We start from the raw sequence: 21,512 nt of genomic DNA on the forward strand, positions 1-21,512 counted from the left end.
TTAACCGGTTGGAGAAAACACTAGCGCATGCCCGTGACCCGATAAAGATGTCGCGCCGCCGACTTGTGTAGGGGTTTGCGGCGAGCGCGTGGATCGGTCCCGGTGCATCGATGCGCAAAGTGAATGGATTCGATCAGTTCGACTTCGCATTCTCGGCCGACGCCGCCGGTGCGTTACCGGGCGCGCCTGCCGCAGCATCGGGCGCCGCCGCGGGCCGCGCGGCGCCGCCGGTGAAGCGCTCGATCACCGAGCGCACCGCGTCGCGGGTCTTGCGATCCTTCACCGCATCGAGCAGCGGAGCGGAGGCCGGCGAACGGCGGATCAGGCTTTCCGGATCGGGGAAGATCAGCGGATCGTCCCACGGCCCCTGGATCACGAAGGGCAGATCGAAACCGTTGCCGCCGGCCGATGCCGAGGTCAGGCTGGCGACGCCCTTGAGATCGTATTCGCGCGACGGCACCGAAGCCGTGCCGGTCAGCGTGATCTTCGCCGTGGGGCTTTCGACATGAATGTCGTCAGCGGTCGCGACGCCATCGGCGAATTTCACCGAGATGCTGAGATTGTCGTAGGGCGTCGAACCGGAGCGGAAATTGCCGCCGCCGGACAGCGGCCGCTTCTCCAGCCGCTTCAACAGCTGCTCGACATTGAAGCCCGCGATCGCGCCGTCATGCCCGTTCAGCGTCGCGGTGCCGTCGAGCGACGACGCGAGCCCGAACGGGCTCGAGCCCGAGGCCGTCAGCGAGACGTTGAGGTTGCCGCGGCCGGACAGCTTGTTGATGCCGAACAATTCGCTGGCGCAGGCCTGCAGATCGACATCGGTGAACTGGAATTGCGCCCTGACGTCGGCGACCGCATCCGAGCGCGCGATCGCGAACGAGCCCTTGGCGATGCCGCCATACATCTGCGCCTCGCCGACGCTGAGCGCCAGCGCGCCGCCGCGCAGATTGGCGCCGAACGCGGTGCGGCCGAGCTTGGACGGGCCGACCGTCACCTTGGCCGCCGACAGGCGCATGTCGAGATCGGTCGACGACAGCGAGGACAGGTCGAACAGCTGCCTGTTCCAGTCGCGCTGGCCGCTGGCCAGCAGGCGGAATGTCGAGATGTAAGGCGTGAAATCGAGATTGCCGGCGGCAAGCGTCGCCTGCAGCGTCTGCCGGCCGTTATTGGCGTAGGTCATCACGCCCTCGGCGACGTTGCCGTCGAGCTCGACATTGACATTGGTGAGCGCGACCGAGCCGCCGACCACATTGGCCCGGGCCTTCAGCGCGAAGCGGCCGAAGCCGCCACCGCCGCCGGGCGGGGCCTGTCCCATCCAGCGCAACGCGTTGCGCAGCGACGGGCTGTCCATGGTGGCGACGCCTTCCATCATCAGGCTGGTGCGATTGGCGACGGTTCCGTCGAAAGCAACCTTCAGCGGCGCGCTGGCGAGCCGTGCCTTCAGGCCGGAGCGGTCGCCCGACAACAGCGCGACGAAGTCGCTGGCGCTGATCGAGCCGTCAACGCGTTCGCCGCGCCAGTCGAACTGGCCGGTTGCCGCAAAGGAACGCGAGATCGAGGGCCAGGCCAGCGACAGGTCGATATCGCCGAGCTGCTCGGAGATGTTGTTGGTGCCGTCCTGGTAGTTCAGCTCGCCGTCCTGGATCCGGATTTCGGAGAACGACACCTGATTCTCGGCGCCGGGCGTCATCGCCTTGGCGATGGTCTCGACGAACGGCGTCCAATTGCTCTCGCCGGCGCCGTCGCGGACCACATGGATATGCGGACGGAGCATCATGACGTCGGCAATCTCGAACCGCCGCAGCAACAGCGGCAGCAGGCGCAGATTGGCGGTCAGCACGTCGACCTGCAGGGCGGGACCGATGGTATCGGCGCCCTTCAGCCCGACATTATGAAAGGAGACGTAGCTGCCCGGAAAAACCGAGACGTCGATCGGACCGTTGACGACGAGCTCGAGCCCGGTCACGGCGCGGATCTGCGCTTCCACCGCGCGCTGCAGCGCGTCCCGGTTGAGGAACCACGACGTTCCGACCAGCCCGACCAGCGCCAGGCCGAAAAGCGCCGCGATCGGCATCCCCAGGCGCTTAATTCCTTGGGCCATCGTCAATGACATATCCGGGTCGGGTTGAATTTTGTCGGGTCGTCGTCGAACACAGCGGGCTCTCGCCGGAGGCCCCTGCCAACCCACGCAACTTGAAGGGTTTTCTTGTCGCTTTCAAGGCCATGTTGCTGCCGCCGGCCGCCGCCCGTCGCCGCACCGGGCCGTGATTGACGCATTGCGAAGATTTCGCCTAATAATCCGCTTTGCCACAGCCGTTCCGCCCTCCATCAGGTATTCGCTGCATGAACAAAGTTTATCCCGACGCCAAATCGGCACTCGATGGTCTCCTCAAGGACGGCATGATGATCATGTCGGGCGGCTTCGGCCTCTGCGGCATCGCCGAGACCCTGTCCGACGCGATCCGCGAGTCCGGCGTCAAGGGCCTCACCGTCGTCTCCAACAATGCCGGCGTCGACGGCATCGGCCTCAGCCGGCTGCTGGAGACCCGCCAAATCAAGAAGATGATCTCGTCCTATGTCGGCGAGAACAAGCTGTTCGCCCAGCAGTATCTCGCCGGCGAGCTCGAGCTCGAGTTCAACCCGCAGGGCACGCTGGCCGAGCGCATCCGCGCCGGCGGCGCCGGAATCCCGGCCTTCTACACCAAGACCGGCGTCGGCACGCTGATCGCCGAGGGCAAGGAAGTGAAGGAATTCGACGGCGAGAAGTACATCATGGAGCGCGGCCTGTTCGCCGACGTCGCCATCGTCCATGCCTGGAAGGGCGACACCGCCGGCAACCTGGTCTACCGCAAGACCGCGCGCAACTTTAATCCGATGATGGCCACCGCCGCGAAGGTCACCGTCGCCGAGGTCGAGCACCTGGTGCCGGCCGGCGAGATCGATCCGGACCACATCCACACCCCCGGCATCTTCGTCAAGCGCATCATCGAGGTCGGGACCGGCAAGAAGCGGATCGAGTTCCGCAACACCCGTCCGCGGCCCGCAGCGTAACCAGCAATTCATCAGGAGCCCCTCATGGCCTGGACCCGTGAACAGATGGCCGCCCGCGCCGCCAAGGAGTTGCGCGACGGCTATTACGTCAATCTCGGCATCGGCATTCCGACGCTGGTTTCGAACTACATTCCCGACGGCATCGACGTCAGCCTGCAGAGCGAGAACGGCATGCTCGGCATGGGCCCGTTCCCCTATGAGGACGAGGTCGACGCCGACCTGATCAACGCCGGCAAGCAGACGGTGAGCGAGCTGCCCTCGACCAGCTATTTCTCGTCGGCCGATTCCTTCGGCATGGTGCGCGGCGGCCATATCGATCTGTCGATCCTCGGCGCCATGCAGGTGGCGCAGAACGGCGACCTCGCCAACTGGATGATCCCCGGCAAGATGGTGAAGGGCATGGGCGGCGCCATGGACCTCGTCGCCGGCGTCAAGCGCGTCGTGGTCGTGATGGAGCATTCCGCCAAGGACGGCCCCAAGCTGCTGAAGCAGTGCAATCTGCCGCTGACCGGCGAGCGCGTGGTCGACATGGTCGTCACCGATCTTGCGGTGTTCACCATCGACAAGCACGGCAAGGACGGCATGGCGCTGATCGAGCTCGCCGACGGCGTCACGCTCGACGAGGTCAAGGCCAAGACCGAGGCCGAATTCCGCGTCGCGCTCAAGAACACCTGAGATGATCGGTGCGGGACGATCCTCGATCCGTCCCGCACGATCCGATGACGCCGGCTTCATCGCCCGCACCGTTCTGGCCGCGCAGCGCGGCCCGTTGCCGCGCGGCTGGTTTGACATCGCGCTCGACCAAGGCGAGGCGGAATGCCTGGCGTTCATGACGCGGCTCGCCGTGGCACGGGTGCGGTCATGGTATCACGTCGCCCATTTCCTGATCGCCGAAGTCGATGGCGTGCCGGCCGCCGCGCTGTGCGCGATGCCGGCATCCGGAACCGTCGTCGCGGCACGTGCGGCGATCGAGGAAGTCGCAGCAGAGACCGGCATGGATGCCGATGCCATCGTCGCGCGCGGCGGCTATGCCCGTAACTGCTGGGTGCAAGGCGGCGAGGGCGACTGGCTGATCGAGCATGTCGCCCGACAAGCGTCCCATCGCAGCGGCGGCCTGGTGCAGGACCTGATCCGCCGCGCACTCGCCGACGGCAAGGCGGCCGGTTACACGCAGGCATCGATCTCGTTCCTGATCGGCAACGACGCCGCCGAGCGCTGCTACGCCAAGGCCGGCTTCACCTTCGCCGAAGAGAAGCGCGACGCCGCCTTCGAAGCGATGACCGGTGCGCCGGGCTTTCGCAGATTTGCGCGGGCGATGTGAGTTATTCGCACCAAATGCTGCCGCATATGCACCCGTCGTCCCGGCGGAGGCCGGGACCCATACGCCGCAGCGGATGTTGTGGATGGGATTCGTCGTTCCAGCATCGCTTACCAATGACCAGCTGTGGTTATGGGTCCCGGCCTTCGCCGGGACGACGCTGAGGGTAGTTCTCGCTTCAAATATCGCACAACGCGGTGTCATCACCCGCGCATGCTGGTGATCCAGTATTCCAGAGACGCTGATGCTTGAACCGAGAGGCCGCGACGTACCGGATCGCGCTTGTCCGGTCGTCCATGCAATGGCAGAATTGCACCATGTTGTGCAAAATCGGACACGGCCATGCCACTTATCCGGATCTGGGTCTATGACGGTATCCTCGCTTCGGGCGTGGCGGGGATTGTCGACGTGTTCACCGCCGCCAATTCGGTGACGGCGCGGCAGCCGCGACGTCACAACGGCAAGCCGTCTCAGCTGCGGTGGCGCGTCGAGTCCCTGAGTGGCCGGCCGGTCCAGACGGCGTCAGGCCAGGTCATCGGCGTCGATGGGCCGATCGGTGCGCGGTCTTCGGCAGACGCGGTGGTGATCCCCGGGCCGTTCGTCGGCGATATCGAACGTTTCTTCGAGCGGCTCGATACCGTCGAGCCGCTGCTCGCGGCGCTGCGCCGGCAGCACGAGCGCGGTACCCTGCTGGCGTCCTATTGCACCGGCAGCTTCATCCTCGCCGAGGCCGGCCTGCTCGACGGCAGGGTTGCGACCACCCATTGGGCGAAGGGACGGACATTCGCGATGCGCTACCCGGCGGTCGATCTGCGCGTCGCCGAGATCCTCACCGAGCAGAACCGCATTGTCTGCTCGGGCGCGGTGACCACCTCGCTCAATCTCGCGCTTCGGCTGGTCGATAAGTTCGCCGGTGCCGACGTGGCCGCGGAGACCGGCAAGCTGATGCTGATCGACAGCAACCGCGTCTCGCAGGCACCCTATGTCAGCCGCATGTCCGACACGCAGCACTCCGACGCGCTGGTGGCGCGGGCGCAGAGCATGATGGAGAAGTCGCTGCAACAGGGCTTCAGCCTTGCCAAACTGGCCCGCGACCTTTCGGTCAGCGAGCGGACGTTGAACCGCCGCTTCAAGCTGGCGGTCGGCGAGGCGCCCCTGCAATATCTACAAGCGCTGCGGGTGGATGTCGCCAAGCGCCTGATCGAAACCACGCGGCTGAAGCTCGACGCGGTCAGTGCGCGCGTCGGCTACGACGATCTGTCGACCTTCCGCCGGCTGTTCAAGCGCGAGACCGGGCTCTCGCCACGCGAATACCAGCGCCGGTTCGTGCGCAGGGCCTCCGCCGCCTGAGAACGCCGTGTCCGAATTTGCCCTGAAAATGGCGATACTGCCACTGCTGCCGGGAGCACGCCGCGGATAGACCTCGTCCCCGTCAACAACAGGAGGTCGCCTCAATGCCGATGATCGACGTGACAATTCCCGAAGGAGCCCTGAAGCCGGAAGCGGAAGCGCGGCTCATCAAGGAGCTCGGCGATATCCTGATCGGCCATGAGGGATTCGATCCGGCGAACAAGGTTGCGCAAGGCGTCACCGTTGTCTTCCTGCATCGGCCGGCCGCAGTTTATGTGGCGGGCCGGCCATCGCCGTCGCCACGATTTCGCATCGTCCCGACGGTCCCCGAGGGGCAGTACACCGAAGCCTCGCGCGCGGCCTTGGTGAGGGACGTCACCGACGCCGTGGTGCGCGCTGCCGGCGGTTCGTTCGAGGATGTGGCGGCGCAGGTATGGGTGTTTCCGACCGAGATCCCCGACGGCCAGTGGGGCAGCCGTGGCGTCATTCGTCCGCTGCCGGACATCCAGGCCTTCATCGCCGGCGAGCACGAGCGCAAGGTCGGCGAGGCGCGTCTGGCGCGACGGCGGCGCGTCAAGGCGCTGGAGCTGCTTGCGGGCGCACTCGACGCTGTCCGCAAGGGCGTCGACTGACGCGAGCACAGCCATGACATCCGACACGCATTTCAGGCTCGCGGCGATCCAGGCCGCCGCGGTGCCATTCGATCGCGACGCCTCGGTGGAGAAGGCCTGCCACCTAATCGGCGAGGCGGGTGCCATGGGCGCGACGATCGCCGCCTTCGGCGAAACCTGGCTGCCCGGCTATCCCTTCTTCTGTCACGCGCCGACCGGGCCGAGCACGTTTCGCGCGATGGCCGAATATCTCGATAACGCGGTCGAGATTCCCTCGCCCGCGACCGACCGGCTCTGCGCCGCCGCCGAGGCCGCCGGACTGGATGTCGTGATCGGCGTCGCCGAACGTGATGCCGTGACCAAGGGCACGGTCTACTGCACGCTGCTGTTCATCGGCCGCGAGGGACGGCTGCTTGGCCGCCATCGCAAGCTGAAGCCCACCTTCAACGAGCGCTCGGTGTGGGCCGATGGCGACGCGGCGGGGCTGCGCGTGCATGAGCGGCCCTATGGCCGGATCAGCGGCCTCAACTGCTGGGAGCACAACACCATGCTGCCCGGCTATGCGCTGGCCGCGCAGGGAACGCAGATCCACGTCGCGGCGTGGCCGGGGCGGGAGCCTGCGGTGGCGCCACCGTCGCCGACGCCGCTGTGGCCGCGGCAGTTGTTGCTGTCGCGCGCGTTCGCCTCGCAAGCCGGCTGCTACGTCATCGCGGTCGGCGGCATGCGCTCGCACGAAATCACGCCGGAACGTTACCGCGAGCTCTCGACGATCGAGTACAGTGGCGACAGCGTCATCATCGACCCGCGCGGCGAGGTCATCGCAGGTCCGGCGCAGGGCGAGACCATCCTGATCGCGGACGGCTCGCGGCAGGCCGTGCTCGCCGCCAAGGCGCTGTGCGATATCGGCGGCCATTATTCGCGCCCCGACCTGCTGCGGTTGATCGTCGATCGCAATCCGCAGGAGCGGGTCATCGACTGCGGCTTCGCCGGGCGTGTCACGCCGGAGATGTGGGAGTGACGCGAACGGCGCGGGTATCCCGCGCCGTCAAAGCTTGTAGCGAGAAAAGTCGCTCCGCCTCACGAAGCTTCCTGCGGAATTGCGGATGGTGATTCCTCGCCCTTGAGCTCCTCGAGGCTGCGGTGCCGCGGCTCGATGCCGAGCGCCCATACGGTGATGATCTGCACGATGAGCAGTCCGATCATCAGGGCCATCACGCCGGCGACGCCGCGCGCTTCGAACAGCATCACGACCAGGAATGGTGTCACGATGGTGGCACCTCGACCGAGTGTGTTGACTATGCCGGATGCCCGCAGCCGCACCTCGGTCGGGAACAGTTCGGGAATATAGATGCCGAACAACAGCGCGACCAAGACATAGATCGGCACGGTCAGCGCGAAGCCGACGGCCGGCAGTAGGAACGGATCCGAGATCATCGGATAGATGACGCCGAGGATGATCGAGATCAGCGATGCGCCGATGATCGTAGGCTTGCGGCCCCAGCGGTCGGCGGTCAGGGCGCCGATCGCCGAGCCGATCGGCGCGCCAAGCGCCATCAGCAGCGAGTAGCCGAACGAGGTCGCGACGGACAGGCCCTGCTTGATGAAGAACACCGGCAGCCAGGTCACGAAGCCGTAGAGCAGCGTATTGATGGTAATCAGGCATACCGCGCCGACGATCATGCGGGACAGCAGCGGCGCAGTGAACAGCGTGGCGAGATCGGGCGACACCGGTGCCGGCGTTGCAGCCGCGGGCGCCGGCAAGGGCTGCCCCTGGGAAGCTTCCTTCTCGATCGCCTGCATCAGCGCCTCGGCCTCGGCGGTGCGTCCCACCGCCTCCAGCCAACGCGGCGACTCCGGCAGCGACTTGCGCAGGTACCAGACGATCAAGGCGCCGACGCCGCCCAGCACGAACATCGCGCGCCAGCCGAATTGCGGGACGACGACCGATGCGACCAGCAGCGCGATGGGCAGGCCGGTGACGACGCAGACGGCGGTGAAGCCGAGCCACTTGCCGCGGCTCCGGGCCGGCACGAACTCGGTCATCGTGGAATAGCCGACAACGTTTTCGGCGCCGAGACCGACGCCCATCACGAAACGGCAGGCAATCAGAAAGGCCATGTTTGGCGCAAACGCCGCCGCCAGGGACGCGATGCCGAACAGCAGCAGATTGAACTGGTAGGTGAAGCGTCGTCCGTAACGGTCGCCGAGGAAGCCGGTGCCGAAAGATCCGAGCATCATGCCGACGAAGGTTGCGGAGATGAACGCGGCGTTTTGGGCGAGCGTCGAGAATCCGGTTTTCAGCGTCACGCCGAGCACGGTGCCGGCGATATAGATGTCGAAACCGTCGAAGAACATTCCGATTCCGATCAGGATCATGATCCGGCGATGGAATGGTCCGATCGGTAGCCGATCGAGGCGGCTCCCGGCATTGACCGATGTCGACATATGCACTCTCCCCTTGACTGTTTCCTCGGTGATGCGGCCCGCCATCTGTGGGCGGTTTGCCGCTTTGCTCGACTGCGGCTAGTTCAACCGGCGCTGGCTGGCCGTGTCGCGGTACCAATCGAATGGCTGTTCGTGGGTCGCGACCATCACGCTCTTGGTGTTGAAATGGTCGTCGAAGCTCTCGGTACCGCATTCCCGGCCGATGCCGGAATCATCAACGCCGCCCCAGGGCGAGGCCGGATCGAGCCGGTGGTGATCGTTGATCCAGACGATCCCCGCCTTGACCGCGGCGGCCACGCGATGCGCACGTGCGACGTCGCGGGTGCGAATGGCGGCGGCGAGGCCAAAGGGCGAGTCGTTGGCGAGCCGGAGCGCGTCGGCCTCGTCCTTGAAGGGGGTCACCGAGGTGAAGGGGCCGAACACCTCCTCCTGGAAGATCCGCATGTCGGATTTGACGTCGGCGAACACGGTCGGTTCGACGAAATAGCCGTTGTCGTGGCCAGCGACCTTTGCGGCCGCGCCGCCGGTGAGCAGCCGCGCGCCGTCTTCATGACCGTAGCGCGCATAGCTGAGAACGCGGTCGCGCTGGCGTGCCGAGATCACCGGCCCAAGCTGCGTGTTCGGATCGAACGGATCGCCAATACGGATGGTGCGGGTCTTGGCCTGCAGCTTTTCGACGAACTCGTCGTAGATCGAGGCCTGCACGATATGGCGCGACGCGCAAACGCAGGTTTGGCCGGCGCCGATGAAGGCCCCGAACGCGGCATAGTTGACGGCGCGGTCGACGTCGAAATCGTCGAATATCATCACCGGCGTCTTGCCGCCGAGCTCCATGGTCTGGTGCGCGAACACCTTCGCCGCGGCGCTGCCCGCGATGCGGCCTGCTTCGGTCCCGCCGGTCAGCACAAGCTTGTTGATGTCGCCATGCTCGGCGAGCATCTTGCCGGCGCTCTGGCCGAGGCCAAGCACGATGTTGAAGACGCCGGGAGGCAGTCCGGCCTCGCTGAAGATCTGGGCGAGCTTCAGTGTCGTCAGCGGCGTGTATTCCGATGGCTTGACCACGGTGACGCATCCGGTCGCCAGCACGACGGCAAGCGACTTGCACAAGATCATGAGCGGGTGATTGAAGGGCGTGCAGTTGGCGACGATTCCGATCGGCGTGCGCAGCGTGTAGTTCAGATACGCGCCTTCGACCGGAATGACGGAATCACGGCGCGACAGCGCGAGTCCGGCGAAGTAGCGGAAGAAATCCGGCAGGCGCGACAGCTGCGCGCGGGTTTCGTTGACGGGACGGCCGTTGTTCAACGTCTCCAGCCGGTACAGCGTGTCGAGATTGGCCTCGAACGCGTCGGCAAGCCTGTTGACGAGCCGGGCGCGCGCCCTCGTGTCCATCCCGCCCCACGCCTTGCCTTCGAATGCAGCGCGAGCGCTCCTCATCGCGCGGTCGATATCCGCGGCGGTCGAATTCGGAATCCGGGCGATGACGTCGCCGGTCGCGGGATTGCGGACGTCGAGCATCTCGCCGTCTCCGGCCTCGACCTCGCGTCCGTCGATGAAGTTGCCGTGGATCTCGACGTCGATCGTCGCGGGCTTCGACGGAATGTTCATGATGACCTCTCTTCGACGATGACGGCGTTGCGCTTGAGTGCCGGCAGCACGCGCTTTTCGGTCGCCGCGATGTGAGCCTTGATGATGCGGGCCGCGGTGCGCGCCTCGCGCTGCTGCATGGCGTCGATCAATGCGACATGCTCGGCCACGAGCTTCGCCGGGTCGTGGCCCTTCAGATTGGAGACGCTGACGCGCACCAGCCGATCGGCCTGGCCGATCAGGTCGCAGAGCGTGGTCGCCATGCGGCGGTTGCCTGACGCGTGCGCCAGCGCCGAGTGGAAGCCGCGATTGTAGGTGATGAAGTCTTCATGGCTGCCGGAGAAGCGGCGGAATTCATCGAGTGATTTCAGGATGCTGTCAGGCGCGCTCTCGATTGCTTCGGCGACGCAGGCCGGCTCGAGCGCAAGGCGGAAGCGCAGCAGATCGCGCGCGTCGGACAGCGAGATCGGATTGACCCGGTAACCCTGGCGGGGCTGCACCGTCACGAGGTGCTCGCGCTCGAGCCGCAGCAGCGCGTCCCGAACCGGCTGGCGGCTGACCGCGTAACGCTCCGCCAGATCCTGCTCTCGTATTTCATCACCGGGAGCAAACTGGCACGATAAAATATCAGATCGAAGGTTCTCGTAGATATTTTCGCGGAGAAGGATCATTTTCTTGGGTCTCCTGCCCATTAAATTGTAGTCTGTGAAATATCACGTCAAGCTGAAATCCTTGAAATCCCGGTGATTTGATTTATCAATCGTCCGCGGGGGCGCTTTGGAGCCCAAATGCGCGAATTTCGGGCGCGATTTGAAAGAGAGCGACGATGGACAGGCTTTTGGCCAACCGCACAGTCAACGCAGCCCTGTCGGGCGAGGGGCCGTCGCTGGTCCTGTTCCACTCGCTGCTGTCGGATCGCGCGAGCTTCGATGCGATCGTGCCGGAGCTTGCCCGGTCGTTTCGGACCATCGTGCCGGAACTACCGGGATTCGGTCGGTCGAGCGCGGTTGAGGGCGGCCTTGCCGCCATTGCCGACCGGATGGCGGACGCGGTGCATGATGCGGCTGACGGCACGCCGGCCATCGTGCTCGGCAATGGTTATGGCGGGTTCGTCGCGCTGCAGATGGCGATCCGCCACCCGGCGATCGCGAGCCGGCTGATCCTCGCCGACAGCGGTGCGGCGTTCTCCGAGCCGGGCCGCGAGGCGTTTCGCAACATGGCCAGGGTTTCACGCGAGAAGGGGCTCGCCGCGATCACCGACATTGCAATGCGCCGGCTGTTCGCACCGGATTTCCAGGCACAGCATCCCGCGCTGATGCAGGATCGCCGCGACGCATTCCTGCGCACCGATCTCAACGTGTTCTGCGCGGCCTGCGACGCGCTGGCGAGCCTCGATCTTCGTGCCGAACTACGCAGCGTGACCGTACCGACACTCGTCGTGGTCGGCGAATATGACGAGGCGACGCCGCCGCCGATGTCATACGAATTGGCAGGCGGCCTGCCGAGAGCTAGGCTCAGGGTCATTCCGGGGTGTGCGCATGTCCCGCAACTGCAATCGCCAAAACTGTTCCTCGATACGATCGGCGATTTCCTGACGGTCAAGCATAACGCGCCCGCCTGAGGCACGCGCAAAGGGCTGGATCGCGCCGCGGGTCACGCGGTGGCGTGCCGACAATTTGGGCAGAACGCCCAGCTAATGCCGTTTGACGCGACAGCATCTCTGCCTAGTCTGACTGGAGACGGAGATGAAACATGCGAGCGATCCTTGATCACTGCACCGGCGGTCGCAGGCGCGGCTTGCCGGCCGGCACGGATTTCATCGAGGAGGGCGGCAAGACCGGTCATCTGTTCGTGCTGCTCGAGGGCAAGGTGGAAGTCGTGAAGGGCGACAGTCTGGTGGCCGTGATCGACGAGCCCGGCGCGGTGTTCGGGGAGATGAGTGTGCTGCTCGACCGAGCGCACAGCGCCAAGGTGCGCACCGCCTCCGATTGCGTCCTGTACGAGTTCGACGATGCGGCGTCGTTCCTGCGCCAGCAGCCGGCGGTGGCGCTGCTGATCGCGCAGCTGCTGGCGCAACGGCTTCATGTCGCCACGACCTATCTCGCCGACCTGATGCACCAATATGCCGATCACGGCACCCATCTGGCGATGGTCGGCGAGGTGCTGCAGAGCATGATCAACCTGCCGCCGATGCAGGTCGCGCCAGGCTCGGATCGGCAATCCGATCCAAGGATATGAGCCAGTCCGGCGCCTCGCGCACGGGAGCCGCCGGCCGCGACAGCGGCGCCTTGAGATCGATCATCTGCGCATCGCCGGCCGCGAGCCAGAACGCCTTGTCCTGCGCGAGATCGAGCACGATGTAGACCGGGGGACGGCCGGGCTGCAGGCCGGTATTGAACACCCAGGTCGCTCCGATCCGGTCGAACCACGAGCCGCTCTGGATGAATGGCGATTGATGCACATGGCCCGAGATCACCATCGCCGGATGGTGGCGCTCGATCCAGCCGAGCAGCTCGGCGTCGCCGAAGAAGCGCTTGCCGCCCCAGCTGGTCGGCGAATCCGCCGGCGGGGCGTGATGGACCCAGACCCAGCGGCGGTGCGGCATCGCGGCTGCGCCGCGAAGCTGATCGTCGATCCGCGCCTTGACCAGCGGGCCATCCCACCACGGGCACACCGTGAACACCGTGTCGCCGATGGCCAGATTGTCGCCGTCGCAGGCGACGCCGAATTCCCTGATGCCGGCGACCCAGCGCGCGATCTTCTCGCCCTCCCCGTTGCGCTCGTCGAGGTCGTGATTGCCCGAGCAGAAAATCACCCGCGTGAGATCGGCGAGCCGCGACAGGTATTTCGTGACGACGACGATCTGGGCGCGGAAATCGACCGCCGAGCCGAGGTTGAGCGCATCGCCGGCGAAGATCACGAGATCGAATTGCGGTGCCGCCGCCAGCAGCCAGTCGAACTGCGGCAATGAGTAATGCAGATCGGCGACGATAAGACAGCGCATCGGTGAAATCCAAATGCCCGGAAAACGGGCGGGGCCGCAGGGCAATGAATTCAAACGAGCTAAATGACAGCAAGATCTATGCCGCGCCGCGCGGATCCGACGCGACAGATGTTCGCAGTGTCCTGGAATCGGCCCGCAAGAGCGCGAACGGCAGATCGCTGCTCACGCCCGCGCTGCGGCGTGGGCGAAGGTCACCTCGATCAGCGTGCCGGTGCGGCCGCCAGTCCTGATGTGGAATTTGGCGCGATTGGCTTCGACCAGCGCCTTGGTCAGCGACAGGCTGACGCCGCCGGAGCCGGCCTGATCGGAAGGCGTCGGGGCGCGGAACGGCTCCAGCGCCGCGGCGACCTCGTTGTCGTTGAGGCTCTGTCCGGTGTCGCGCACGCGCAGCATCACCTCGCCGAAATCCGACAGCGCGGTCGAGACGATCACCTGGCCGCCGGCATTGGCGAGATGGATCGAGTTGCCGATCAGGTTCAGCGTGATCTGGCGCAGCGCGCGGGCGTCAGCGACCACAGGCGGCAGCGTGTGGGCCAGAGAGGTGCGGATGATGATGCGTTCGCGGTTGGCCTGCGGCTGCATCACAGCGACGCAGCTCTCCACCATCTCGTTGAGATTCTGGCTGGCGAAAGCGAGGTCGAGCTTGCCGGTCTCGATCCGCGAGAGGTCGAGCAAATCGTTGACGATCGCGATCACCCGCTCGCCGGAGGCGCGGATGTCCTTCATGTATTCGACATAGCGCTCGTTGCCGAGCGCGCCGAAGCGCTCGCCGATCATCACCTCGGCGAAGCCGATGATGGCGTTGAGCGGCGTGCGCAGCTCGTGGCTGATCCGCGCCAGCATGTCGGACTTGGCGTTGGCGGCGCGTTCGACGAGCCGCCGCGCCTCGCGCAATTCGCCCTCGCTCTTCCTGGTCTGCGACAGATCGCGGAACACCGCGAAGAAGTTCGGCCCGTCGGCGCGGGTGCGGCCCATCGTCACCGACAGCGGGATGATGCCGCCCTGGCGGACGCGCCCGAGCGTCTCGCGGCCATGGTCGAGCAGGCTGGCGACGCCGGCCGATTTCAGGCTGGCAAGATAGTCGAAGATGCCGTGCTGGCTTTCCGGCGCGAACAGATCGGCGAGCTTGCGGGTGACGAACTCGTCGCCGTCATAGCCGAACAGCGCCTCCGCGCTGCGGTTGCAGGAATGGATGTTGCCGTCGCCATCGAACATGATGATGCCTTCGGCCGCGGTGTCGAGGATCGCGCCGAGCTCCTCGGCGTCGGCGTGGCCGGCCTGCGGCTCAGCCGGCGCAAGCAGCGGCTCGGCGGCGGCCGCAGGCTCCGGCTCGGACAATGCGGCGGCGATCGCGGCATCCTCGTCCAGCGTGCGCGAGAAGATCAGCGCCAGCGCGGAATCGTCGTCCCAGGTGATGGTGTGCAGCCGCGCCTCCGCGGACACCGACTGCGCGCCGTGCTCGGTGCTCTGGTTCGCGGAGATCGTCACCGGCGTGCCGGTGCCCGACGTGCTGCTCGCCTGCGAGACGCCGGGCTCGACATAGAGCGCGTCGAGGCCGCCGGCGGCTTCCAGCGCGTGCAGGCTGTCATGGCCCATGCGCGAGAGGAAGGCGTGGTTGGCATAGAGCAGGCGGTCGAGACGGTAGATCAGGATGCCGACCGGCAACAGATCGAGCAGCGCGCGGTCGCGCCGGGAGTCGGCGCGCGGCGCCGGCTCCGCCGCAGCCAGCCAACTGGCCTTTGGTGTTTCCGCCGGCGCCTCCAGCTGCGCGACCGCCTCTTGCGCTGGCGCCTCTGCTTGCTGCGGCGGTTCGCTTGCGGGCGGCGCTTCGGCGACCGGCTCGGCCGGCACGCTGTCGTTCGTGGTCGCGGCGAGGCCGGCCTCGTTCTCGAGCCGCGCCGACAATTGACGGGCGAGCTCGTTGAAAGCGTTGTTCTCGACCGGCGTCAGCGACGGCGGCCGGGTGTCGCCGCCGGGACGGAACGGCACCACATTCGGTGGCGGGTCGTGACGCACTTCGTGCGTTTCCTCGTGCGTTTCCACGGCGTGATCCGGATCGGCTCGGTGTGAAGTTTCTGCGGCTGTCGGCTCGGTCAATTCCTCGGGTGGTGATATGGCGGTCGTGTCGGGCGGCGGCTCCGCGTGCGGCGGAGGATTGTCCTGTGGCGCGGCGGGCCCGGGCGGCGCAACGGTGCGCGGCGCCGGTGCGACATCGGCCGACAGCGATTGCGGCGCGACCGTGCCGCTGAAGAACTCATAGCGGCGCAATGCGGCGAGTCGCGCAAGCCCGTCGAGGTCGCGACACACACCAAAGCCGCGGTAGCCGGCGAAATTCCTGGCACGATCGAACACCGGCAGGCCGGACAGTTCGACCGGCAGCCGGCCGCCGCCGTCGACCGGCCAGTGCAGCGTGATGCCGCTCCAGGTGTCGTGGCTGGCGAACGCCTGCATGACGCGGCCCTCGGGATCGAGGCCAAAACTCTCGGCGATGTCGCTCCACAGCCGGCCGAAGCCCGCCGCGGTGTGCAGGCCGATCAGGCGGGTGAATTCATCGGAGCCAAGCGAGAAGCGGGCCTCATGGTCCATCTGCCACATGAAGCGCAGCGGATGCCGCCGCACCGGCAACGGCTCGTCGAGCCAGGATGGCGGTGGCACCGGCGCCAATGTCGCGGGCTCCGGTTCGGCGACAGGCGCAGGCGTGTCAGCGATCGCATAAGGCGAGGGGGCGGGATCGGCCGGCGGCGCTGATGTTTCCCGCGTGTTGGCCGTCTCTGCGAGATCAGGCGCGGACTCCGGCACGGGCTCTTCGGCGTGCGTCTCCGTGGGCACTTCGATCAGCGCTTCCGACAGCGGCTCCTCGACGGCGGGGCTTTCGTCGGGCGTGGTGTCGAGAGGTGCAGTCTCGACGGACGTCGGCTCTGAATGCGTGAGTTCTGCCGACGCAAGTGGCGGGGCAAGAGGCGTAGGCTCTTCGACCTGCGCGCCGTCCGGCACTTCGATCAGTGCTTCCGACAGAGGTTCCTCGGCGGCAGGTGTTTCGTCTTGCGTGGTGTCGAGAGCTGCGGTCTCGACGGGCGCCTCTACCTGCGCCGCCTCCGCTGTCGCGGCAGATGGAGCAGCATTCTCAGGTTCGGATTTGGCCGCGCTGACGATCGGCTCGATTGTGACGCGCTCTTCCAACTGCGGATCCAGCGCGTCGAACAGTGTGAAGGCGATCGGTGCTGCGCCGGCCGTCGCGTGCGCTTCGTCATGCGCAACGGCTTGTTCAACAACTGCAGGTGCTGGCGGCGGCTCCACGGCCATGGCCTCTTGCTGCGCTGGCGCTGCGGGAGCCTGTGCTTCGGGCGCCGGCGTCTCCGGCTCAACCGGCTCGGGCACGATCGGGGCCGGCCTCGCGGCGAGATGCGGCGCCGGCTTGATCAACGCAACCAGCGCGCGATCGGCGCCGTGGCCGATCCGCTGCAGCACGACGCGGCCGATCGCAACGCTCGCCGCCGCGCGGCCCTGCGCCAGCGCTTCGTCGCGCGCGGCATCGAGACCGGCTTCGGTGAGGTCGTGCAGGCCGGGCAGCGCACGCGCCGCCTCATTGGTTGCGACTAAAAGTCCGTCGCTGGTGAAGGCGGCGGCCGGACGCGGCAAGCCCTGCAGCAGCCGCTGCAGGCGTTCCGCGAGCGACATGCCGCGGCCGGTCGCGTTGAGCGCGGTCATCAGGATGCCGTGGCTGCCGTCCGGCAGGTCGATCCGGGCGCAGCCGCAGGTCGCGAGCATGCCGGGCGCTGCGCCGAAGCCGCGCAGGCGCTCCAGCCGGACCGCGCCATTGGCGTTCAGGCTGTGGCCGAGCCGCGCGACCTGGCGGCGGTGCGGATCGGCCGGGCCGAAGCCGCGCTTCGCCAGCTCGGCGCTGTTGGCGGCACCGAATACCTGCGCGCCGACCTGATTGGCCCAGAGAATCCGCCCGCCGTCGGCCGCCCACAGCCATGCCGGCAGGGCGCCCGTCGCATGATCCGCCAGCCTGACATCGCCGAGCGCCTGGATCTGGAATTCCGCGTCACTCATCACGCAAGATTTGACCGCATGGGTTTGGCTTTCTTCCTTAAGCTCAGCCGAAGGCCCGGCAGCCGCAGGACGACAGCCTTAACAGAAGGTTAGTATCGCAACTGGGGGACGGCAGGTCCATGTCCGCAGCGAAACTGCCCCCGCCAAAGCCGGGATAACGTTAACTTGGCTGAACGATCCACAGCCGTTTGGCGTTGTCGGGCAAAGCGAGGTTGCTGCGAGCCGCGCGATGCGGAACCAGGCGGCGCCGCGTCACACGTGCGATTGCAGTGCCACGATATATATTCTGCCGTCTATCTTGCCCTGGGCCCGCAGGGCCAAGCGGCGGGCCGATCAGCAAGTGAGGGAGAGCGACCATGAGCGATAACGGGCGTGACCATTTCGAGATCCCCAAGTTCGAAATTCCCAAGGATATGCGGTCGATGGCGGAGGCCAGTTTTGATCAGGCGCGCAAGGCGTTCGAGCAATTCGTGACCAACGCCAAGGACACCGCCGGCAAGATCGAGGAGCGCAACGCCGAGATGCGCGCCGGCGCCAAGGATCTTTCCGCCAAGGCTCTGTCCTATGCCGAAAAGAACGTGCAGTCGTCGCTGGATTATGCCGAGGCGCTGCTCAAGGCCAAGGACCTCAGCGAGGTGATGCGGCTGCACAGCGAATATGTGCAGGGCCAGATGCGCTCGCTGGCCGAGCAGGCCAGCGAAATGGGCCAGGCCGTCAGCCGCGCCGCGATGGACGCGGTCAAGCCGAAGAACTGACGAGGCGCATTGGCCGCGGCCGACCCGGGGGCGTTCAGCCTCGGTCGGCCGCGGTAATCTATATTCCGTCGCATAAAAAATGTGGCGTCGCACGCGATCGTACGTTGCGTTGCACAAAATTGACATGATATGGGTGTTTATTAGGCGCGCCCGACGAAGGGCACTCCCGTGAATCAAGGCAGCGTGATCCATTTCAGCGCTCCCGGCCTGATGGGCTCCGGGACGTCCGCAATGGTCACATCTACTCACCCGTTGCGAAGGATTACACGTATGACCAACCCGTCCGATCCGTTTTCCGCCTCGATCATTCCGTTTGAAGTTCCCGAGCAGATGCGCGCGTTCGCCGAGAAGGGCGTTCTGCAGGCCCGCGACAGCTACGCCAAGTTCAAGGATGCTGCCGAAACCCACAACTCGACGGTCGAGGCCGTGTTCACCTCGGTGAGCAAGGGCGCCAGCGAGTATTCGGCCAAGCTGATCGAGTTCTTTAAGGCCAACACCACCTCCTCGCTCGACTTCGCCCAGGAGCTGTTCAGCGTGAAGTCGCCGACCGAAGCGGTCGAGCTGTGGACGTCGCACGCCCGCAAGCAGTTCGAGACCTACACCGCGCAGGCCAAGGAACTGGCCGAACTCGGCCAGAAGGTCGCCAGCGAGACCGCCGAGCCGATCAAGGCCAGCGCCTCGAAGTTCTACAAGCCGGCCGCCTGATCGCTGCCGTTTGGGAGACCAGCGAAAGGCCCGGGCCGAAGCGGTCCGGGCCTTTTTGCTGGCCAGGGGCCCGTCAAGCGGCCCGACATAACAGCGGAAATCGGCGCGTTACGGCCTTGCCAAAGCGCGGCGTTGCACCTAGTTTCCGCCCGAAATCGCCGCCCCGCTTGAGCGGGCCGCGCGTCAGGATGCAGTTGTAGCTCAGTTGGTTAGAGCGCCTGTCTGTGGAACAGGAGGTCGGTGGTTCGAGCCCACCCAACTGTACCATCCGCAAGATCACTCAGAGCTACATCGGATGATCGCAAGGTCGCTCGCCCTTATCGCCCGGCGTGTCATCGCGTCCGCTTGCACTTCTCTGTCCCGTCACCCAAACTGACTGACACGACGCCTTAACGACGCCTAGTGACACCTTTGGGGGGATGCATGGGGATCGCCGGTTCAAGGAGTTTTTCGTTTGCGTTGATATCAGGGCTCGCCCTTGCAGCGCTGCTGCTGCCGGGCCGAAGCGAGGCCTACACGCCGGACCAGCAGCAGGCCTGTACGCCCGACGCGTTCCGGCTTTGCAGCCCCGAGATTCCCGACGTCGATCGCATCACGGCCTGCATGATCAGGAACAAGGCGCAGCTGTCGCCGGCCTGCCGCGTATTCTTCCGCGCAGGTCCCGAGCCGCGCGAGGCGAGCGAGCGCGTGGAGCGGCGGCCTGCCAAGCGGAAGGTCTTCAAATCGCACAAGGCGAAGAAGCCGGCGCACTGACCTGGTTCGCATCGCGCGCAGGCGAGGGGTCACCAGCTTGACGCGTGTCGTCGCGCAATCGTGCGCTTCGCGCGAAAATGCGCTTCAGCTCATTGTTTGAGCATGATCTTTTCGGAGAACCTCTTCGCACTTTTCTGCTGTTAGATCGTCTGGCTGCGATTTCAAGTCGGTCATGCGCGACAGACTGACGCCTTGTGACGCTGTCACGCAGCATCATCTGTGGGGCTTGTGTGGTTTGCCAAATCTGTTCCGCCTGTGGAACGGATGGAGTGGGACGCGTGAGCGAATACTACAAGCAAGAGATCGATCGGCACTTCGCCTGGTTCGAAGCCAAGCTGCCGCAAAAGCCGGCGCGCTTCGTCGCGTGGCTGCGCAAGCCGTCGTCACGCTATGTGCGGATTCCGCTCGCGATCCTCCTGATCATCGGCGGCATCTTCAGCTTCTTGCCGGTGCTTGGGCTCTGGATGCTGCCGCTCGGACTCCTTTTGTTCGCGCAGGACGTTCCGTTCCTGCAGAAACCCACCGCGCAATTGCTCGGCTGGATCGAGCGCAAGTGGACCGAGCGCGAGCGCGCGAAAGCTGCCGGAAAACGCTAGGCACTGAGTCATATCAAACGCTTAGCGCTTCCATTTGCGGTTGCGTCATAAGTTCGGTGTGACTCAAAAAGCAAAACGCGCCGGTAATCTTGGCCACATTGCGGATTGCAAGAAATTTTTTCTTTCGCGAATCAGCGTGCTGATTCATTTTCGCCTCCTGGGGTCAATCTGGAGGCCAACGTATGAACGTGATTGTTTTCGCTTCGCGTAAGGGGGGCTCGGGAAAAAGTACCCTGGCTGCTCACCTCGCCGCGCAAGTGCACAAGGCAACGAAGCCCTGTCTGCTGATCGACGCCGATCCGCAGGGCTCGCTGACTCTCTGGCATAAACTACGCGGCACCAACGAGCCGGCGATCAAGACGGCAGTGAACTCGGTCAGCGGGATCATTGCCCAGGCCAAGCGTGACGGCATCGAGTGGGTGTTCATCGACACGCCGCCGAACCTCTCGGCCGTGGTCGACGACTCCATCAAGAACGCCACGATGGTGATTATTCCGGCGCGGCCCGGCGTGTTCGACGTCAACGCCGTGCAGGAAACCATCCAGACCTGCCGCTCGATGCGCAAGCCCTATGCCGTCGTGATCAACGGCGCGCCCGCGCAGCGTGACGGCGCCGAAAGCCGCATCGTCGCGATCGCGCGCGAGGCGCTGGCGAAATTCCGCGCACCGGTGTGGAGCGGCCAGATCACCAACCGCGCCGATCTTCTGATGGCGCTCGGCCAGGGCGAAGGCGCCCGCGAATATTATGCCGAAGGCCGCGCTGCCGCCGAGATCAATCGACTGTGGGCCGCGATCGAACGCTCGATCAAGGCGATCCGCGGCACGGCGTCGGCGTCCGGTACGATGCACAAGCAGGCGGCGTAACAACGCCGCTTACGTTCGAAATGGAAAGAACGCGCGGCACCCGCGCGTTTTTTGTCGTCGAGATATTGCAGTCATTCCGGGGCGATGCGTGAGCGTCGAACCCGGAATCTCGAGATCCCCCGATGCGCAATTGCGCATCTGCGGTCTGGTGCTTCGCACCATCCCGGAATGACAAATTCGGCGGCAGCCCTCACGCCACCATCAGCAAATAAAACACGATCACCGGCGCCAGGGTCAGGATCACCGACCAGATGCCGACAGCCCATAAAATATCCTCGGTCGTAAAGCCCGGCTCGACACCCGGCCTCACGGCAACAAAATTCCTGGAATTCACGACGCCCCCGCGTTGGTCTTGGCAATGCGGAAGGCTGATACGCGAGCGGTTTTAAAATCCCGGTTGGAATTTCGCTGGCATTTGCGC

General features: G+C 65.5%; 21 protein-coding genes and 1 tRNA gene. 14 read left to right on the forward strand and 8 right to left on the reverse strand.

What is annotated here, in order from left to right:
- Nucleotides 1-133: 133 nt before the first annotated feature.
- Entirely contained in the window at nt 134-2,098 is a 1,965-nt protein-coding gene (locus tag QA639_RS06310) for an AsmA family protein (protein WP_028336013.1), read from the reverse strand.
- Between the two features lie 242 nt (nt 2,099-2,340).
- Between QA639_RS06310 and QA639_RS06315 the strand changes: the two genes are divergently transcribed.
- The 6 genes from QA639_RS06315 (at nt 2,341) to QA639_RS06340 (ending at nt 7,345) form a co-directional block, all read left to right on the forward strand.
- Nucleotides 2,341-3,048, forward strand: coding sequence for a CoA transferase subunit A (locus QA639_RS06315; RefSeq protein ID WP_028336014.1), 708 nt, complete (start codon nt 2,341-2,343; stop codon nt 3,046-3,048).
- A gap of 24 nt (nt 3,049-3,072) precedes the next feature.
- A complete protein-coding gene (locus QA639_RS06320) occupies nt 3,073-3,723 on the forward strand; it encodes a 3-oxoacid CoA-transferase subunit B (RefSeq protein ID WP_018268725.1) in 651 nt (216 codons plus the stop codon).
- A gap of 1 nt (nt 3,724) precedes the next feature.
- The gene (locus tag QA639_RS06325) at nt 3,725-4,369 is read left to right on the forward strand and encodes an N-acetyltransferase (RefSeq protein ID WP_028336016.1); all 645 of its coding nucleotides are present in this window, start codon (nt 3,725-3,727) and stop codon (nt 4,367-4,369) included.
- 339 nt (nt 4,370-4,708) lie between these two features.
- A complete protein-coding gene (locus QA639_RS06330) occupies nt 4,709-5,716 on the forward strand; it encodes a GlxA family transcriptional regulator (RefSeq protein WP_028336017.1) in 1,008 nt (335 codons plus the stop codon).
- A gap of 104 nt (nt 5,717-5,820) precedes the next feature.
- A complete protein-coding gene (locus QA639_RS06335; RefSeq protein ID WP_028336018.1) occupies nt 5,821-6,348 on the forward strand; it encodes a tautomerase family protein in 528 nt (175 codons plus the stop codon).
- 13 nt (nt 6,349-6,361) lie between these two features.
- Complete coding sequence (locus tag QA639_RS06340) at nt 6,362-7,345, forward strand: carbon-nitrogen hydrolase family protein (protein ID WP_050382975.1); 984 nt, start codon at nt 6,362-6,364, stop codon at nt 7,343-7,345.
- Nucleotides 7,346-7,404: 59 nt separating this feature from the next.
- Here the strand turns inward: QA639_RS06340 and QA639_RS06345 are convergent, their stop codons facing one another.
- The 3 genes from QA639_RS06345 to QA639_RS06355 form a co-directional block, all read right to left on the reverse strand.
- Nucleotides 7,405-8,772 carry an MFS transporter gene (locus QA639_RS06345; RefSeq protein ID WP_028336020.1) on the reverse strand — a complete coding sequence of 456 codons (1,368 nt, stop codon included), beginning with the start codon at nt 8,770-8,772 and terminating at the stop codon, nt 7,405-7,407.
- A 78-nt stretch (nt 8,773-8,850) separates the two neighbouring features.
- A complete protein-coding gene (locus QA639_RS06350) occupies nt 8,851-10,380 on the reverse strand; it encodes an aldehyde dehydrogenase (protein ID WP_028336021.1) in 1,530 nt (509 codons plus the stop codon).
- A complete protein-coding gene (locus QA639_RS06355) occupies nt 10,377-11,030 on the reverse strand; it encodes a GntR family transcriptional regulator (protein ID WP_080667160.1) in 654 nt (217 codons plus the stop codon). The genes QA639_RS06350 and QA639_RS06355 overlap by 4 nt, the downstream gene beginning before the upstream one ends.
- 155 nt (nt 11,031-11,185) lie before the next feature.
- Between QA639_RS06355 and QA639_RS06360 the strand changes: the two genes are divergently transcribed.
- Both QA639_RS06360 and QA639_RS06365 read left to right on the forward strand, forming a co-directional pair.
- A complete protein-coding gene (locus QA639_RS06360) occupies nt 11,186-11,980 on the forward strand; it encodes an alpha/beta fold hydrolase (protein ID WP_283089393.1) in 795 nt (264 codons plus the stop codon).
- A gap of 131 nt (nt 11,981-12,111) precedes the next feature.
- Nucleotides 12,112-12,597, forward strand: coding sequence for a Crp/Fnr family transcriptional regulator (locus tag QA639_RS06365; protein WP_283089394.1), 486 nt, complete (start codon nt 12,112-12,114; stop codon nt 12,595-12,597).
- Here QA639_RS06365 and QA639_RS06370 read toward each other — a convergent pair.
- Nucleotides 12,536-13,363, reverse strand: a complete 828-nt coding sequence (locus QA639_RS06370; RefSeq protein WP_283089395.1) for a metallophosphoesterase family protein — start codon at nt 13,361-13,363, stop codon at nt 12,536-12,538. The two genes, QA639_RS06365 and QA639_RS06370, sit on opposite strands and share 62 nt — an antisense overlap.
- A 162-nt stretch (nt 13,364-13,525) precedes the next feature.
- Nucleotides 13,526-17,419, reverse strand: coding sequence for a PAS domain-containing protein (locus QA639_RS06375; protein WP_283089396.1), 3,894 nt, complete (start codon nt 17,417-17,419; stop codon nt 13,526-13,528).
- Between the two features lie 356 nt (nt 17,420-17,775).
- Between QA639_RS06375 and QA639_RS06380 the strand changes: the two genes are divergently transcribed.
- The 5 genes from QA639_RS06380 (at nt 17,776) to QA639_RS06400 (ending at nt 20,228) form a co-directional block, all read left to right on the forward strand.
- Nucleotides 17,776-18,174: a phasin family protein gene (locus QA639_RS06380; protein ID WP_157344384.1), complete on the forward strand. Its 399-nt coding sequence runs from the start codon at nt 17,776-17,778 to the stop codon at nt 18,172-18,174.
- A gap of 270 nt (nt 18,175-18,444) precedes the next feature.
- Complete coding sequence (locus tag QA639_RS06385; protein WP_028336028.1) at nt 18,445-18,879, forward strand: phasin; 435 nt, start codon at nt 18,445-18,447, stop codon at nt 18,877-18,879.
- A 190-nt stretch (nt 18,880-19,069) separates the two neighbouring features.
- A tRNA-His gene (locus QA639_RS06390) sits at nt 19,070-19,146 on the forward strand.
- Nucleotides 19,147-19,302: 156 nt separating this feature from the next.
- On the forward strand, nt 19,303-19,632 hold the full coding sequence (locus QA639_RS06395) for a hypothetical protein (RefSeq protein WP_283089397.1): 330 nt from the start codon (nt 19,303-19,305) through the stop codon (nt 19,630-19,632).
- A 269-nt stretch (nt 19,633-19,901) separates the two neighbouring features.
- Nucleotides 19,902-20,228, forward strand: a complete 327-nt coding sequence (locus tag QA639_RS06400) for a hypothetical protein (RefSeq protein ID WP_428841141.1) — start codon at nt 19,902-19,904, stop codon at nt 20,226-20,228.
- A 13-nt stretch (nt 20,229-20,241) separates the two neighbouring features.
- Here the strand turns inward: QA639_RS06400 and QA639_RS06405 are convergent, their stop codons facing one another.
- Nucleotides 20,242-20,376 carry a hypothetical protein gene (locus tag QA639_RS06405; protein WP_283089399.1) on the reverse strand — a complete coding sequence of 45 codons (135 nt, stop codon included), beginning with the start codon at nt 20,374-20,376 and terminating at the stop codon, nt 20,242-20,244.
- Nucleotides 20,377-20,410: 34 nt separating this feature from the next.
- On the opposite strand from QA639_RS06405, the gene QA639_RS06410 reads away from it, so the two are divergent.
- Complete coding sequence (locus tag QA639_RS06410; RefSeq protein ID WP_028336032.1) at nt 20,411-21,091, forward strand: ParA family protein; 681 nt, start codon at nt 20,411-20,413, stop codon at nt 21,089-21,091.
- Nucleotides 21,092-21,281: 190 nt separating this feature from the next.
- Here the strand turns inward: QA639_RS06410 and QA639_RS06415 are convergent, their stop codons facing one another.
- Nucleotides 21,282-21,425 carry a hypothetical protein gene (locus QA639_RS06415; RefSeq protein ID WP_167350368.1) on the reverse strand — a complete coding sequence of 48 codons (144 nt, stop codon included), beginning with the start codon at nt 21,423-21,425 and terminating at the stop codon, nt 21,282-21,284.
- Between the last annotated feature and the right edge of the window lie 87 nt (nt 21,426-21,512).

Origin of the sequence: Bradyrhizobium pachyrhizi (assembly GCF_029714545.1) — a bacterium.
In the GTDB taxonomy this organism is placed as follows: domain Bacteria; phylum Pseudomonadota; class Alphaproteobacteria; order Rhizobiales; family Xanthobacteraceae; genus Bradyrhizobium; species Bradyrhizobium pachyrhizi.

What these genes read in the sequence shown, in the direction of transcription:
- QA639_RS06335 (WP_028336018.1), top strand. Translation starts at nt 5,821, where the DNA reads ATGCCGATGATCGACGTGACAATTCCCGAAGGAGCCCTGAAGCCGGAA.
- QA639_RS06325 (WP_028336016.1), top strand. Translation starts at nt 3,725, where the DNA reads ATGATCGGTGCGGGACGATCCTCGATCCGTCCCGCACGATCCGATGAC.
- QA639_RS06380 (WP_157344384.1), top strand. Translation starts at nt 17,776, where the DNA reads ATGAGCGATAACGGGCGTGACCATTTCGAGATCCCCAAGTTCGAAATT.
- QA639_RS06310 (WP_028336013.1), bottom strand. Translation starts at nt 2,098, where the DNA reads ATGGCCCAAGGAATTAAGCGCCTGGGGATGCCGATCGCGGCGCTTTTC.
- QA639_RS06350 (WP_028336021.1), bottom strand. Translation starts at nt 10,380, where the DNA reads ATGAACATTCCGTCGAAGCCCGCGACGATCGACGTCGAGATCCACGGC.
- QA639_RS06370 (WP_283089395.1), bottom strand. Translation starts at nt 13,363, where the DNA reads ATGCGCTGTCTTATCGTCGCCGATCTGCATTACTCATTGCCGCAGTTC.
- QA639_RS06345 (WP_028336020.1), bottom strand. Translation starts at nt 8,772, where the DNA reads ATGTCGACATCGGTCAATGCCGGGAGCCGCCTCGATCGGCTACCGATC.
- QA639_RS06315 (WP_028336014.1), top strand. Translation starts at nt 2,341, where the DNA reads ATGAACAAAGTTTATCCCGACGCCAAATCGGCACTCGATGGTCTCCTC.
- QA639_RS06365 (WP_283089394.1), top strand. Translation starts at nt 12,112, where the DNA reads ATGCGAGCGATCCTTGATCACTGCACCGGCGGTCGCAGGCGCGGCTTG.
- QA639_RS06320 (WP_018268725.1), top strand. Translation starts at nt 3,073, where the DNA reads ATGGCCTGGACCCGTGAACAGATGGCCGCCCGCGCCGCCAAGGAGTTG.
- QA639_RS06340 (WP_050382975.1), top strand. Translation starts at nt 6,362, where the DNA reads ATGACATCCGACACGCATTTCAGGCTCGCGGCGATCCAGGCCGCCGCG.
- QA639_RS06375 (WP_283089396.1), bottom strand. Translation starts at nt 17,419, where the DNA reads ATGAGTGACGCGGAATTCCAGATCCAGGCGCTCGGCGATGTCAGGCTG.
- QA639_RS06410 (WP_028336032.1), top strand. Translation starts at nt 20,411, where the DNA reads ATGAACGTGATTGTTTTCGCTTCGCGTAAGGGGGGCTCGGGAAAAAGT.
- QA639_RS06330 (WP_028336017.1), top strand. Translation starts at nt 4,709, where the DNA reads ATGCCACTTATCCGGATCTGGGTCTATGACGGTATCCTCGCTTCGGGC.
- QA639_RS06395 (WP_283089397.1), top strand. Translation starts at nt 19,303, where the DNA reads ATGGGGATCGCCGGTTCAAGGAGTTTTTCGTTTGCGTTGATATCAGGG.
- QA639_RS06385 (WP_028336028.1), top strand. Translation starts at nt 18,445, where the DNA reads ATGACCAACCCGTCCGATCCGTTTTCCGCCTCGATCATTCCGTTTGAA.
- QA639_RS06360 (WP_283089393.1), top strand. Translation starts at nt 11,186, where the DNA reads ATGGACAGGCTTTTGGCCAACCGCACAGTCAACGCAGCCCTGTCGGGC.
- QA639_RS06405 (WP_283089399.1), bottom strand. Translation starts at nt 20,376, where the DNA reads ATGAATCAGCACGCTGATTCGCGAAAGAAAAAATTTCTTGCAATCCGC.
- QA639_RS06355 (WP_080667160.1), bottom strand. Translation starts at nt 11,030, where the DNA reads ATGATCCTTCTCCGCGAAAATATCTACGAGAACCTTCGATCTGATATT.